Raw genomic sequence first — 14,135 nt, forward strand, 5'->3', positions numbered from 1 at the left:
TCATGTGTGGTAATCCGTTTTCCCCTCCTAAGCCGCCCGCACCGCCCCCGGTTCCCGATCCGGATACTGCGATCCGCGAACGCGAGGCCAAGGCCAAATCCGAAGCATTGACCGAGCGTAATAAGCGCGGCAAGTCCATTGCTGGTTCCCAGACCATCAATCAGAAGACTGGTTTTTTGGGCGTGGCTGATCTCCTCGGGGGGTCGCCGAAAGTCTAATGGATAATGATCTTCTCAAACAACGCTGGTCCGAGGCCAAGACTCGTCGGGACGAATGGTTTTCCGAGATCGACGAGTCATTCCTGTACACGTACCCGGAACTATCCGTGTACCGGGAAGAGGGACAATTGCCGGTCGAGGATGTGTTATTCGATTCCACACCGGCTGATGCTGTGTCCACCTTGGTCAGCAACGTACTCAATTATGGGATTCCGATTTCATCTCAGTGGGCCAAGGTCCAACCGGGCGAGATCATGCGCTCCCAGGGCGTCCCCGGTGATGTCGAGATCATGCTGGACCATCTCAACCGGTCTTTGTTTGACGAGTTGAACCGGTCCAACTTCTATGTCGCGGCTGGTGATGCCATTCGCAACGCTGTGGTTTGCGGTACCGGTGCGATGTCTGTCCGGCTTGAGCGCGACAACACGTTGCGGTTCACCTCTATCCCGATCAAGAACCTGTACGTGTTGGAGTCCCCGTCCGGTGTGCTGGATACCTTCTTTATCCAGAAGCGTGTCCGCGTTCACACCCTGGTTGATCAATACGAGAATCTGCCCAAATGGCTGAACGACTTGGCTCGGGACAAACCCGATCAACGTGTATCCGTGTTGGAGGTGAGCTTGCCCACTCCGGACGGGTACGATCATCAATTCCTGCTCGAAAAGGACATGCATGTTCTCGAACAGCACACACGGGAATTCCCCTACATTCTGGGGTTCCGTTGGGAACGGATCGACGGCGAAGCCTGGGGCACAAGCCCGGTCCGGCACGCGTTGAACGACATCCGTGTACTCAACAAGATGGTCGAGAACCAATTGAAAGCTTCCGACTTTGCCGCGTTCGGTGCGTGGTACGGCGATGATGAGCTGATCGCCGAGAATGGAATCACTCCGGGCTCGTACAATGTGACCCAGGGTACGATTCATCCTATTTCGTTTCCCGGAAACTTCGCAATAACCGAAAAAACGATTGGGTCGTATCAGAACCGAATTCGTCGTCAACTGCTTGACGTCCAACTTCCCCCGGTAGACACCAATCGGGATCGGATCACCTCGACCGAGATTCAGGTCCGTCAAGGTGAATTCTTGCGCCGGATCGGTCCCGCCGCGTTGCGGCTTGAGCGAGAGTTTTTCCGTCCCGCTGTGAAGCTGGCCTTGGACTTGCTGATCGGGGTCGGGGTCCTACCGGACGTCCGCGTTGACGGCAAGGCGTTCCACATCGATGTCCAATCAGTCATCCGAAAGGGACACGTACTCGAACAGGTCGATAACTCGCTCCGGACCCTGTCGATGTTGGCCCCGTTCGGTCAGATCGCGTTCCAGGGGATCGATTTGCAGGGGTGGATCAATTGGGTTTTGAAGGAAACCGATTTTCCGGCTGAGTTCATCCAACCCGCTCAGGACGACAACCCGGATCAGATCACCACGATCATGAACATGCTGATGCAACAACAGGGCGTCTCGGGTGGACCGGCACAGCCCCCACCGGTTGAGCCGTAAATAAACCTGAACGCGAAACCAAACCCAAACCAGATCAGATCAAATCAATGTCCGACACCTATTCGAAAAGGTTGACCCGTAAAGCGGTCACCACATCCCAGTCCAGTAATGATCTCGTGCGAGCTTACGCCAGTGTGTTTGATACACCCGCTGGTGAACAGGTCATGCTTGATCTGCTTACCCAACTCAACCACCCCAAGATCGACAACACCGCACCGGACCCGACCGCGATAGCGATCCGTCACGGACGTCGCGAGATCGTCGAGTACATCCTGAAAAAGGTCGATAAATCCGAGGAGCTTTAATCATGGCTGCAAAACCAAAAACCAAAACCCCGGCCAAGACCAAACCGGTCGAGCCCCAAACCGATACCCCAGTCCAAGAACAAGAACCGGCCCGGCCCAAGACCCCGACCAAACTGGAAAAGCTTGCGGCTGACCTACACGGGTTGATGGCTGAGCAGAAGATCGCTGTGCAACGGGCGGAAGACGCAAACGCGTCCCTGATTAAAGCACGGTCGGAAGTCACCCGATTGGATCAAGCCGTGAAACGCGGACAGACGATCTTGCTCGAACAAGTACGCCAAGGAGAACCGAAATGACCGAAACCACCACGACCGATACCCAGACCCCAGAACACAAACAAGAACAAGCACCGGCCACGACCCAGGACGACACCGGGCTGGCCGGTATGATTTCTGATCCGGGCCCGTCCCAGGACCAGACCCAAACCGATACAACTGTCACCGATACAACTGTCACCGAAACGACTGACACCACGATGGACGTCAGCATGGGTGAACTTGATATCGCGGCGGTTCCTGAAAAGTTCATCGACAAGGATACCGGCACGTTGAAGATCAACGAACTGGTTGACTCGTATAAGAACGCCGAGTCCGAACTGGGAAAAGCCCGCCGCAACCCCCAGGGTGAAGTCCCCGACTCGTATGATTTCGAGTCCACGTTTGACGAGATCAACGCCCGGATGGATCAAGACGGAACCGGGTTCAAGATGGAACTGTTGGGCGAACAAGAACGTGCGGAATGGCAAGATACGTTCCGCGATCTCAATCTGCCCCAGGACACCGTCAACGTGTTGCTGAACAAGTACGCGGATCGTGTCACTCAAATGATGGCCTCTATGGGTCCGCACGTCGATGCCCAACACGAAATCGGCACGCTCCAACGTGAATGGGGACCCGAAGCGAAAAACCGCGCCGATCAGGTGGTTGACTTCGCCCGCACGTTACCGCCCGAGGTTTTCAACATGCCCCTCAAGAGCACGGCTGAGGGAATGAAGTTTTTGGAAACCGTCATGGCTACGAAGCGCGGACCGGGTGACGGTCCGGTCGATGCTGGTGCGGCCAACCCGACCGATATCAAGGCGGAAATTCAAACTCTCATGGACGACCCCGCGTACTGGACCGATACGGATCGCGGTCGTCAACTCCAATCCAAAGTCCAAAAACTATCTGCCCGGATCAGCTAATCCGGATCACCTGACACCCGTTTCGGGGCTCTTCCGTAAATACTTTTAGAACGACAAGAAGAGCCCCGCCAAACGAGGCCCAATCCCGCTCGGGACCCCTCCTACTACGCGGCTTAACTCGCAACCGGTCGTCATAGCCAACGCGATTTAACCCGACAACATAGGAGGTATCCCCGATGTCGAATACCGTTGATCAATCCTTCATTACTCAGTTCCAATCCGAAGTCGTACACACGTTCCAACAGAACGGCTCAAAACTTCGCGACACCGTCTTTTACAAACCGAATGTGACCGGCTCCAGTGTGGAGTTCCCGGTCCTGGGTCAATCTGGTTCCCAAAAGAACCGTTCCCGACACGCCGATCTGGTCCCTCAGAACATCGGTCACAGCAACGCGACCGCACAGATGGACAACTACGAAGCCATCGAACTCGTCGATGCCCTTGACGAATTCAAGACCAACATTGCGGTCCGTCAGGCGTACTCCAAATCAATTGTCCGACAACTCGGTCGTGATATGGACAACATCATCATCGAAGCCGCGATTAATGGCGCGGGCCTGACCACGGGTGCTGCCGCTGCTTTTGACTTGGCGATGATGACCGAGATCAAAGCCATGGCCGGATCGAACGACTGGGACGAGGGCGACGATGACCGCTGGCTCGTTGTGACCCCGACCGTGATGAAACAACTCGACTCTCTCGAGCAGTTCATCAGCGCGGATTACGGCACATCCGACGCGGCACGAGCCGCACGTTACCCGAAACTTTACGGGTTCAACGTTGTGGAAAGTTCCCGTCTGGAAGACGCCACCTTGTTCCAGACCACGGGTGGTCAGCACACCTGTCTGGCCTACCACAAGAACGCGCTTGGCCTGGGTACGGCACGCGACATCAACATTGTTGGTCCGGAACGGGTCCCGATGAAAAACGCGTGGTCCGTGATCGGCGAAATGTCCGCCGGTGGCACTGCGATCCTCTCGACCGGTGTGATCACGGTAGACGTGACCATCTAAGCGGTCTGAGCACATCAAGCTGATAGGGCGGTCTTCGGACCGCCCTTTCCTTTTGGATCGGTAAATACCTCTAAAGAGAGGAACCGTCGATGTCTCAGACAAAGTTCGATATCGCATCCGGGGCGCTAACCCGGCTTGGCGGAAACACAATCCAGGATTTTTCCGAAGACTCGCACGAGGCGACGGTGGTCGCGAACATTTATGACTCGCTCTTCGAACAGGCCCTCACCGAATACAATTGGAACTTCGCGAAGAAAAACACCCAACTGAGCAAGACCACATCGACCCCGGTTGATCCAAATTGGTCGTACGAGTATGCGCTCCCGTCCGATTATCTCCGCGCGGTCCAGGTCATGAACACGGCGGGTGGTGGTCTGACCTACGCGTCGGACTATTCGATTGAACAGCAATTCGTGTACGCGAACCAAGACGGTTTGCTGATGAAATATCTGTACAAACCGGACGAGTCCAATCTGCCCCCGTGGTTTGTCTATTACTTCCAATCTGCACTGGCCTATCACATTTGCGAACCGATCACCGGGGTGGGATCGACCAAAGAGGTGCTTTGGCGCGAACTCGACGACTACCGCCGCAAAGCCACAGTTCAGGACAAGCTTGAGAACCCGGCCCAATCCGCGTTCCCGATCAGCTCGCTGATTCTGGCTCGGAGGTAACCGGGATGCCTCGTTTCAAGATCGCGCAATTCAGTTTCAACGCCGGAGAGTTCGGCCCGTACGTAGACGGTCGATCCGATTTGGAGTCGTACTCGAAGGGCGCACAACAGATCGACAACTACATGGTGATGTTGCAGGGCGGGCTCAGTCGTCGCCCCGGCTTCAAATACATTGATGACGCGGCTGACGCGGTCCGGTTGACCCGGTTTAGTTTCTCGGACGAACAACAGTACCTGTTCGTGTTGTTTGATCAAAACATCAAGATTTACCGCAACGATGTCGAGGTGTTTGACTTCAACCTCGACGGTCAGTCCGTCCCATATGTGGAGGATGACATTCCGAGTTTGCGGTTCGCTCAGTCGTACGACACCATGTATGTGTTCCACAAGGATTATCCGGTCCGTCAGATCGTCCGTAATGGCGCACACGACGACTGGACCATCTCAGAGGTGAGCTGGTCGAACGAACCGTTCAACCGGATCAACAAGACGGACGGGTGTACCCCTTCGGGCACATCCGGGACGATCACCCTGACCCTGACCGGGGTTTGGTGGACTTCGGACCACGTCGGGAAACGGGTCAAGATCAACGACGGTGTCGTTCTGATTACGGGGTATTCCAGCCCGACCCAGATCACCGGTACGGTCGAGACCAATCTGATCAACTCGAACCAGTCGTACGAATGGTCCGAAAACCCTTGGCAACCCCAGTTCGGGTATCCCCGCTCCGGTACGATCCATCAAGATCGCCTCGTAATTGGCGGGTCCGCCTACTTGCCCCAAACCGTTTGGGGGACACGAACCGGCTCGTATGGGGATTTCGACCAGTCCAAAACCGATGACGATTACGCATGGACCTTTGATATCAGTTCGAACGAGGTCGCGGTGATCCGGGACGTGTTCAGCATCAAGGGGGCTTTGCAGATTTTCACCAACACGACTGAGTTCGTCGATGACAGCACCCCGATCACCCCGTCCAACGTGAACCCGAAACCCCAGACCACCCATGGTGTGGGGGATGTTCCGGTCCTATCTGTCGCGGGTGAAACCCATTTCATTTCCGGCAACCGGGATATGTTGCGGTCAATGTACTACTCGTTCGAGAACGACACATTCTTGGCGAAAAACTACACCGCGTTTGCCCACGACATTCTGTCCGGGGTGAACTCGCTCAGCTTTATCCGGACCTTTTCGGACTACCAGAGTTCGTTTTTGTTTCTCACACAGGACGACGGGGAGATGCGTTGCCTGATGCTGGAGCCGTCCCAACAAGCGTTCGGGTGGTCCCGTATCGTCTCCGATGGTACTTTTCTGGACAGTCAGGTCGTCGATGATGAACTGTACGTGTTGGTCCGCCGCAACGGTGTGATCCGGATTGAGGAGCTTATCCCGGACGCGTTCTGTCTGGACAGTTGGGTCGAGGACACAGATGTGTCTAAAACCAATTGGGGCCCGTACGCGCACTTGGCAGACCGAGAGGTACAAGTCGTCGTGTACAACGACGATGATGTCCCCCTCGAACATGGAACGGTCACGGCTGACCCCAGTGGAAACATCGTGCTGGACGAGGCGTACGCACGGATCGTGGTCGGGCTCCCTTACACGAGTACGGTAACCACAATGCCGTTGCAGTTCGCGATCCGTCAACAACCCATGCGGGGTGAACGCATCCGGAAGATTCGCGCTTGGGTGAACGTGTACAACACACAGGACCTAGCCGTGGACGGGAAGGATATCCCGTTACGCCAATTCGGTGATGAACTTCTGGATCAAGGTGTCCCGGCCCAATCCAAGAACATTTCGGTTCGCATGGGCGGGATCAGTACCGATCCGGTCGTGACCCTGTCCAATGAATCCGTATTCCCGGCCACCATTTTGAACCTCTCGACCGAGGTCAAGGTAGGTATGCCATGACTCTAGAACAGTTTGAAATCCGAGAAGTCCGCGAATCCGATATCCACTACATGTGGGCGAACATGCGCGCATCTGATCGGGCCGAAATGTCCGTGAGCGGGCTGACCCCGGATAACTACTTAGACCGGATGTCTCGAACATTCCAAGAGGTCGTCTTGCACGAGGGCGTCCCCATGGTGCTGTACGGGGCAAACCCTTCGGTTGCCGCTCTGATCTTTGCCCTGATCGGTACTGATCAGCTTGATCGGTTTCCCAAGACGTTCACCCGGTCCAGTCGTTCGTATGTGCGCAACCGTCTGCGCGAACACTTCCCGATGACCGGGCTGGTGTTTCCAGACGTGGAGAATACGAAAACTATCCGTTGGCTTGATCGGATCGGATTCGAACAGGTCCGCCCGGTTAAAGCCCCAAACGGGGCATTCATGCTGATGGAATACAAGGGAGTACGATCTGATGTGTTTTGATCCGATCACAATTGGTGCTTTGACGATCACCGCAATGGACGCGGTGATGGTTGGGGCCGGTTTGGCAGCAACCATGCAAGGGATGAACAGCGCCAAAGCCCAAGCAAAAGCCCAGGCACAACAGTACGAATATCAAGCCCAAGTCACGGAATTGGATTCCGCACTACGCGTGGACGAACAACGTCGTAAAGCCGCTGCCCTGACCTCGACCCAACGGGCCCTATACGGGGCGTCGGGTGCATCGGGCGGTTCTGCAACGGTTCTTGACGTCCTTGGGTCCACCCATGAGAACGCCGGTTTTAACATCTACAACGAACAACTTGCCGGACAACTTGGGGCCGGAGCAAGTCGTACCAGTGCGGGTGCGGCCATTGCGAACGGTCACAATAGTGCGGTTGGGTCAATGATGAACTTCGGGGTCGGCTTGGCTACCCAAATGAACTCGAAAAAAGCATAAGGAGGGAGGCCCACATGGTAAAAATTCCGCGCTCAGAAACTGGTGCCCGTTCGCTCCCGCGTGTCCGTTGGGCTGTCGCATCCGATCAGACTTCGATGTGGAACGGGCTGACCAGCACCGCGCTCAGTCACGTCGGGAAAGGACGCGACCACGAGATGATCATCAAGCAGGCTCAGGATCAAGCAGCCGCTGACGCAGCCGCCGATGCTGAACGTGTCGCCCAAGAGGGTGGCGATCCTTTGATGGCCCTCAAGGATGGTGATTCCGTCTGGGGGACCACCAAAGCGGACGACGCCTATAATGAGGCGCGCAGGATGTACTTCGCGGTTCAGAAAGAAAATCAACTCGCTCAGACCCTGACCCAGCTACACCAGGACAATCCCAACGATATCGAGGCTTATCAAAAAGCAGTCCGCGATCACCGCAAGACGTTTTTGGAATCGGTTCCGGCTGAACAGATCGTCGCATTGGGGGCCAAGTACGACGCACAAGCCACCAATTTGGGCGCAAAGGTCCAGGCCGAACAGGAACGCGTATTCCATGCAGGACGACTGGGCGAATACACACAGACCCTGGAAACGTTGGAGTCCGAAATCACCAATGCGATTTTGCACGGGGACACCATGACGGGTTCCGGGGAAAGCCTGGAATCCGCAACCAGCCGGACACACACGATCTTGATGAACATGTTCGAGCAAAAACTGATCGGGGCTAAAAGTTTGCGCAGTCAGGAACTTGCGATCCGGACCAAGATGCGTCGGGCAGAATGGCGTCGTTCATTCCGGGGGCTGGTCGAACAGAATCCCGAACAGGCCCAAGACGTGATTGACGCGATGAAATCCGGGGACGCATCCACGATGCGTGATCTGGGCATTGACCCGAATGAGTTTCGCGGGACCCCGTTGGATTCGGACGAACGTATTCGTTTGGCGAACACGTTGGAGACCGAGCTGACCCAAGGTAAAGCCAGTCAAACCGTGGCGAAAGGACGCGTGCGTTCGGCCATGCGCGACCAACTCAGTTCGGCCCGCAACACCGGAGAGTTCAACCCGGACATCATCGATCAGGCCGGGACCATGTTCGGGCCTGAGGTTGCCGAAGACTTCCGTCAGGACATCTCTATCGCGCAAGCCGGACATCAGGCGTTTAAGATGGTCCTGAACGATCCCGCACGCACCCGCGAGATTTTCGACCAGCTCAAACCGGAACCGGGTGGTGAAAATTATGATGCACGGATGTCCGCGTACGAGACCGCCCGCAAGCAGTTCGAAACGTTCCAGACCATGATCGACCCGTTTGACAAGAAGTTTGATCCGGTCGGGGCGATCCAGTCCGCCTATGGTACGGATGACCCCGACACGATTTTGGGTATCCAAGAAAAGTGGGGGCTTCGCACACACCAACGGTCAATCCTGACCCGTGGGGATGCTGAGCGTCGGGTCGATGCGATTGACCAATTGGAGCCCGGCCAACGGATCGCGGCCCTGAACGCGCTTCGGGGTGAATACCAGGATGACCAGTTCAAGCTGGTCTACAACGATCTGGTCCGTGCAGGAATGAACCCGTCCACCTCTATCTTGATGAACACGCAAAAGTTCCCCCAACTGAATCGTGCGATGTCCCAGGCCCTTATGATCGACCGTAAGGACCTGAACGAGGAGTACAAGAAACGGTCCGAGGGCGGCAAAAGTTTGCGTCAACTGGTCGAGAAGGTTGATCAGGAAATGTCCGCGTACAAGTTGACGATCACGGGCCCGCTCAGTCAGCACAACACGAACGCGTTCAATTCGGCCCGCTATCGTTCATATCAGGCGTACCGCGACACACTTTCACACACCGCGTTGTTCTTGATGAACTCGGGAATGTCCGCTTCGGATGCGGTCGATGCGACCGTGGGCAAGTTCACCTCGCAATGGGCACTTGAGGGATCATATCGGGTCCCGGCCCAACACAACGCGAACCACGTCCGCGATACCGCCGAAACGTTTTTGAACGACATCGGCTCGCTCATTTCGGATCGTGATCAAGCGGATGCGCTTCGCCGGTCCGGCTATTGGATGACAAACGAGGACGAAACCGGTCTGATCTTGATGACCGAGTTCGGTATGCCCGCGCACGGGAAGGACGGACGGATTGAGATCAAGTTTGAAGACGCCGCCAAGGTCGGACGCAAGGCCGAACGCGATGATCTGAACGATGTCGAGGATGAGGTCCACGACATTCTCCTAGAAAAGGGGATTCCTCATTAATGTCTGATTTTAACTTTTTGATCCCGATGGACTACGAGGATGATCCGGACCACTGGGATCGGATGAAACACCTCTCGATCACCTCTACTGGTGACGCAATGGACGCGGCTGTAGACCGGGCTTGGTACTACAACCCGATGCAATCGGTTCGACGCATGTGGGAATTCGATGACGCTCGATCCGAGACGTCCCGTTTCCTGACCGAGGACGAGTACAAGGAGTCGGAATATGCCCGTCCAGGTGTGTTCTTTGACGACGGTGTCAAAGAGAGCGTTGCCGCGATCACCGCAAAACGGTTTGATGAGCGGGCACAGTTCAACGACGTTATCAATCGGGCCCCGGACGGGTTTTGGACCCAGGCCGGAATCATCGGTACGGAATTCGCGGTCAGCATGGCTGACCCGTTCAACTTGGCAACCGCACTGATTCCCGGCCTGGGTCTGGGCTTGCGTGCCGGTTCATTTGGTGCAGCCGCCGCACGTGGTGCGACTGCGGGTGTGATCGGTGCAGCCGCTGTTGAACCGTTGATCTATACCGCTGCCCGTCAAGAGCAAGACAACGATTACACCGCGTTGGACTCGTTGATGAACATGACCGTGGGCGGTGTCTTGGGTGGATCGTTTGGTGTGGCGGGTAAAAAGTTTTCGGACTGGCGTGCAAGCCGGGCCAAGACCGATCCCGAAGCGCGCCAACTCAATCCGCTTGATTTTCGTGAATCGATCACCCCGGACACACACATCGGTGCATTCCGAACCGCCCTGGCACAAATCGCCTCAGATCGTGCCGTCGATGTCAGCACAGTATTGGAGTTAGACCCGATTAGTGGTGCACATGCCCGTTCGGGTGCTACCGGCAACCCCAAACGGTTTGTCCCGATTGATGCTGAATTTGAGACCGAGATCGGTGCTAAGCGTGCACTGACGGCACTTCGGGGAAACGGTATCAAACTGGGGGGTTCTGGAACGGTTCGCGTATCTGGTGATCGTGCCGTACGTATCCAACAGACCCCAGGCGGCAAGTGGACCATACAGGTCGAGACCGCAAGCCAACCCGTAACCAACACGAACGGAAAAATCCGCGCATTCACCACGGAAGAACAAGCCGTGAAATTCGTTCGTGAATCCGGTGAACGTGGTTTGCGTCACGTCGAAATGGGCGACGGCTTGTGGATGGTTCTTCGTAACAGCACCCCGGACGATGCCCGTGTTCAGGTTGATCTCAACCGGACGGTTCGGGCAAAAGCCAATTTGGACGAACCGGTTGACGTCGCATACGAACGGATCGTTCAGGAAGCCGGTGGGGAACCCGTATTGAGCCAAACAGGTTCACCGAAACACGTTCTGGGTCCAGATGAAATTCGTGAACGCGCGCGGGCCAACCACGCGAGTCGTGTTGGTCCGGGTGCAATGGACGACGATCCGGTTGAACTTCATTCCGTAGATAACAGCATGGATGAATTGGTCAAACAGGTCGAACAGGTCGATGCTGATCTAGCCGCGATTGAACGAAGCAATCCGGAATTTCTTGACGAAATTCGCGACGAGATGACTGAGGTCGATCTCGAATTGAAACGATTGGACGATTTTGAACAAGCCGCGTCGATTGCGATTGCGTGCGGTATTGGGAAACAAATATGAGCACAAAGAAAAAATGTCGCGTCATGATCCAGAACGCTGGATTGGACCTGTCCGAAAAAGACATCAATGATCTCGTCACGAAACTTGACCGTGACGCGCAACGTGCGCGCCATTTCGGGGACACCCGCACGTTCGAAGAGGTCGCAATGGAACGGTTCGAAGAGCGGATCAGCGAAAAGCGAAAGGAAGTTTTCGTCAAGAAGCGTCGTGTCCAGTTCAAGGCGTTGGCCCAAAAGCGCGCGTTCGATTATATCGACCGATACCGCGAAGGTGTTTATGAACAGACCGGACAAGAGGCCAACTATTACGACGCGTTCAAAGCGTACTTGGTCGGCACAGAGGACGGGATGGCGTTTGGCTCTCGTCAATCCGTGGATGCGCGCCAAAAAGCATTGGAGCGAGAATTCGCGGGCCGATTTCTGAACGACCTTGAGAAAGCCGACTTGACCGAGATTGCGGTCCGAGGTGACTTGGATCGGGATGTCGCACGTGAAATGTTTGGCGGACTTGACGAGTCTGTAACCGGCAACAAGCAGGCGTTCGAGTACGCGAAGATTCTACGCCGGTCCCAGGATCACATTCTGGCTCGGATGAACCGGGCCGGTGCATGGATCGATCAGGACCCCAGCTACATCATCCGTCAACAGCATGACCGCCAAAAGATGTTCAAGCATGGCGAACAGGCTTGGATCGACCACATCAAAGGTAAACTGGACTGGAACCGGATCGCCCGTGAACAAGATTTGCTCCCGGAAGAGTACGACCGGTTCCTCTCGAATGTTTGGAAAAACCTGACCATCGGGAAAAAATTCGAGGGCCGGTCCATGGCTGGTTCCGGTAACCTTGCGGAACGCGTATCGGCGGAACGGATTCTCCATTTCAAGGACGCGTACTCGTTTTTGGACTACCACATGGGCGATCAGTTTGGTGCACAGACCACATTGTCCCAGACCAGCACGCACGCGATTTATCAGGCCGCGAACAACACCGGCTTGATGGAATCGTTCGGGACCAACCCGGATGATTTGTTCGAGACCATCGTGGGGAAAATCGGAAACGCGTTGCGTGATGATCCCACAAGTGCCCGTGCGTTCAGCCGGAAACGGGGACAGCTTGACGACTATTGGAACCAGATCACCGGTAAGGTCAACCAGACCAACAACCCGACCAGGGCCGCGATTGGTTCGGACATTCGCGCGCTCCAATCCATGAGCAAATTGGGCGGGGCGTTGTTGGCGTCGTTCGCGGACTTCGGCACGAAAGCCTCAGAGTTGAATTTCCAGGGCATGGGGCTGACCCAATCTTGGGCTAAGTCGCTCACTGGTTTCACTCGTAACCTTGGGGATGGCGAACGCGACGAGGCGTTGCGTTTGATCGGTATCGGGATGGACGGAATCCTCGGTCGTATTCATGCGCGCTTTCACGGGGTTGATGAGGTCCCCGGTCGGATGTCGCGCCACCTGAATACGTTCTTTCGGTTGAATGGTCTGCAATGGTGGACCGAGGCACAACAGGCCGGTACGGTCAAAATTTTATCCGCGCACCTGGGCAATCACGCGGACAAGCCCATGGCTGAACTAAACCAGAGTATGCAGCGAGTCATGCGCATGTACGGGTTTGATGAGGCCGAATGGAATCTACTCCGGACGCAAGCCGTCAAAACAATCGACGGTCAAAAGTATTTGGTGACCGATCCGCTACGCAAACTGTCCAGTCAAAAGATTCGCACTCACTTGGTCGAACAACGCGGTCTTGATCCCAAAGAGGTCAGCCCGGCTGAAATTGCGCGGTATCGTGACGACCTGGAAACTCGCGTCCGTTCGTACTTTGAAGACTCCGCAACACACACGATCCCGGAGCCGAGCGCGAAAGAGCAAGCTTGGCTGACCCAGGGGACCGATCCCGGTTCGATTGTGGGCATGGCGATGCGGTTTATAACTCAATTTAAAGCGTTCCCGGTCAGCTACACCAGCAAGACCCTGGGACGTCAAATTCGCGGTCGTGGCCTGCAATACGGGCCAAAGGTTTGGCTCCAGAATGGGGGGGCGTCCGGTGTTGCTCACCTGATCGCGGCCAGTACCGTCATGGGTTACCTGAGTATGACCGCAAAAGATTTTGTAGCCGGTCGTACCCCGCGCGACCTGAGCAAGCCAGAGACTTGGCAGGAGTCCCTATTGAGGGGTGGCGGACTGGGCATTTACGGAGATTTCCTGTTCGGGCAATTCAACCGGTACGGATCGAGCCCGCTTGAGGTGCTCACCGGTCCGACCATCGGAATGGGCTCGCAATTGCTCCGGGCCTACGGGAAGGTCCTCGAAGGTGATCCCGAAGGTGGGGCCGAACTCGGATTCAAGACCGGTGTCGGAATGGTCCCATATGGGAATATGTTTTACACAAAGTTGGCTGTGGATTATTTGATCCTGAACGAGATCAACGAGATGATCAATCCCGGTTACAAGACACGGATGCAACTTCGCGCGCAAGATCGGGGTCAAGACTATTGGCTCCCGCCAAACTGATCCA

13 protein-coding genes are annotated in these 14,135 nt (G+C 55.7%); all 13 read left to right on the forward strand.

The genetic code is table 11. The features are described from left to right. Nucleotides 1-2: 2 nt before the first annotated feature. The 13 genes from V5T82_RS07240 to V5T82_RS07300 all read left to right on the forward strand — a co-directional run bounded on the left by V5T82_RS07240 (nucleotide 3) and on the right by V5T82_RS07300 (nucleotide 14,131). The gene (locus V5T82_RS07240) at nucleotides 3-218 is read left to right on the forward strand and encodes a hypothetical protein (RefSeq protein ID WP_332894940.1); all 216 of its coding nucleotides are present in this window, start codon (nucleotides 3-5) and stop codon (nucleotides 216-218) included. Continuing rightward, a complete protein-coding gene (locus V5T82_RS07245) occupies nucleotides 218-1,717 on the forward strand; it encodes a portal protein (RefSeq protein WP_332894941.1) in 1,500 nt (499 codons plus the stop codon). Before V5T82_RS07240 ends, V5T82_RS07245 begins: the two co-directional genes overlap by 1 nt. A 47-nt stretch (nucleotides 1,718-1,764) precedes the next feature. Next, entirely contained in the window at nucleotides 1,765-2,022 is a 258-nt protein-coding gene (locus V5T82_RS07250; protein ID WP_332894942.1) for a Bbp19 family protein, read from the forward strand. Between the two features lie 2 nt (nucleotides 2,023-2,024). After that, nucleotides 2,025-2,318 (forward strand): hypothetical protein, encoded by a 294-nt coding sequence (locus tag V5T82_RS07255; RefSeq protein ID WP_332894943.1) that lies wholly within the window; start codon nucleotides 2,025-2,027, stop codon nucleotides 2,316-2,318. After that, the gene (locus V5T82_RS07260; protein WP_332894944.1) at nucleotides 2,315-3,205 is read left to right on the forward strand and encodes a hypothetical protein; all 891 of its coding nucleotides are present in this window, start codon (nucleotides 2,315-2,317) and stop codon (nucleotides 3,203-3,205) included. The genes V5T82_RS07255 and V5T82_RS07260 overlap by 4 nt, the downstream gene beginning before the upstream one ends. A gap of 176 nt (nucleotides 3,206-3,381) precedes the next feature. Further along, nucleotides 3,382-4,218 (forward strand): phage capsid protein, encoded by an 837-nt coding sequence (locus tag V5T82_RS07265; RefSeq protein WP_332894945.1) that lies wholly within the window; start codon nucleotides 3,382-3,384, stop codon nucleotides 4,216-4,218. Nucleotides 4,219-4,307: 89 nt separating this feature from the next. Continuing rightward, nucleotides 4,308-4,892, forward strand: coding sequence for a phage connector family protein (locus V5T82_RS07270; protein ID WP_332894946.1), 585 nt, complete (start codon nucleotides 4,308-4,310; stop codon nucleotides 4,890-4,892). A gap of 80 nt (nucleotides 4,893-4,972) precedes the next feature. Further along, nucleotides 4,973-6,805, forward strand: coding sequence for a phage tail protein (locus V5T82_RS07275; RefSeq protein ID WP_332894947.1), 1,833 nt, complete (start codon nucleotides 4,973-4,975; stop codon nucleotides 6,803-6,805). Next, nucleotides 6,802-7,269: a hypothetical protein gene (locus tag V5T82_RS07280; protein WP_332894948.1), complete on the forward strand. Its 468-nt coding sequence runs from the start codon at nucleotides 6,802-6,804 to the stop codon at nucleotides 7,267-7,269. The genes V5T82_RS07275 and V5T82_RS07280 overlap by 4 nt, the downstream gene beginning before the upstream one ends. Continuing rightward, nucleotides 7,259-7,726 carry a hypothetical protein gene (locus tag V5T82_RS07285; RefSeq protein WP_332894949.1) on the forward strand — a complete coding sequence of 156 codons (468 nt, stop codon included), beginning with the start codon at nucleotides 7,259-7,261 and terminating at the stop codon, nucleotides 7,724-7,726. The genes V5T82_RS07280 and V5T82_RS07285 overlap by 11 nt, the downstream gene beginning before the upstream one ends. 14 nt (nucleotides 7,727-7,740) lie before the next feature. Continuing rightward, nucleotides 7,741-9,975 carry a hypothetical protein gene (locus tag V5T82_RS07290; RefSeq protein ID WP_332894950.1) on the forward strand — a complete coding sequence of 745 codons (2,235 nt, stop codon included), beginning with the start codon at nucleotides 7,741-7,743 and terminating at the stop codon, nucleotides 9,973-9,975. Further along, entirely contained in the window at nucleotides 9,975-11,612 is a 1,638-nt protein-coding gene (locus V5T82_RS07295; protein WP_332894951.1) for a hypothetical protein, read from the forward strand. The genes V5T82_RS07290 and V5T82_RS07295 overlap by 1 nt, the downstream gene beginning before the upstream one ends. Beyond that, entirely contained in the window at nucleotides 11,588-14,131 is a 2,544-nt protein-coding gene (locus tag V5T82_RS07300) for a hypothetical protein (protein ID WP_332894952.1), read from the forward strand. Before V5T82_RS07295 ends, V5T82_RS07300 begins: the two co-directional genes overlap by 25 nt. The last annotated feature ends 4 nt before the right edge of the window (nucleotides 14,132-14,135 follow it).

The organism is Magnetovibrio sp. PR-2, assembly GCF_036689815.1.
In the GTDB taxonomy this organism is placed as follows: domain Bacteria; phylum Pseudomonadota; class Alphaproteobacteria; order Rhodospirillales; family Magnetovibrionaceae; genus Magnetovibrio.

Excerpts from the sequence above, each read along its gene's own strand:
- V5T82_RS07240 (WP_332894940.1), top strand. The coding sequence starts at position 3 with ATGTGTGGTAATCCGTTTTCCCCTCCTAAGCCGCCCGCACCGCCCCCG.
- V5T82_RS07245 (WP_332894941.1), top strand. The coding sequence starts at position 218 with ATGGATAATGATCTTCTCAAACAACGCTGGTCCGAGGCCAAGACTCGT.
- V5T82_RS07250 (WP_332894942.1), top strand. The coding sequence starts at position 1,765 with ATGTCCGACACCTATTCGAAAAGGTTGACCCGTAAAGCGGTCACCACA.
- V5T82_RS07255 (WP_332894943.1), top strand. The coding sequence starts at position 2,025 with ATGGCTGCAAAACCAAAAACCAAAACCCCGGCCAAGACCAAACCGGTC.
- V5T82_RS07260 (WP_332894944.1), top strand. The coding sequence starts at position 2,315 with ATGACCGAAACCACCACGACCGATACCCAGACCCCAGAACACAAACAA.
- V5T82_RS07265 (WP_332894945.1), top strand. The coding sequence starts at position 3,382 with ATGTCGAATACCGTTGATCAATCCTTCATTACTCAGTTCCAATCCGAA.
- V5T82_RS07270 (WP_332894946.1), top strand. The coding sequence starts at position 4,308 with ATGTCTCAGACAAAGTTCGATATCGCATCCGGGGCGCTAACCCGGCTT.
- V5T82_RS07280 (WP_332894948.1), top strand. The coding sequence starts at position 6,802 with ATGACTCTAGAACAGTTTGAAATCCGAGAAGTCCGCGAATCCGATATC.
- V5T82_RS07285 (WP_332894949.1), top strand. The coding sequence starts at position 7,259 with ATGTGTTTTGATCCGATCACAATTGGTGCTTTGACGATCACCGCAATG.
- V5T82_RS07290 (WP_332894950.1), top strand. The coding sequence starts at position 7,741 with ATGGTAAAAATTCCGCGCTCAGAAACTGGTGCCCGTTCGCTCCCGCGT.
- V5T82_RS07295 (WP_332894951.1), top strand. The coding sequence starts at position 9,975 with ATGTCTGATTTTAACTTTTTGATCCCGATGGACTACGAGGATGATCCG.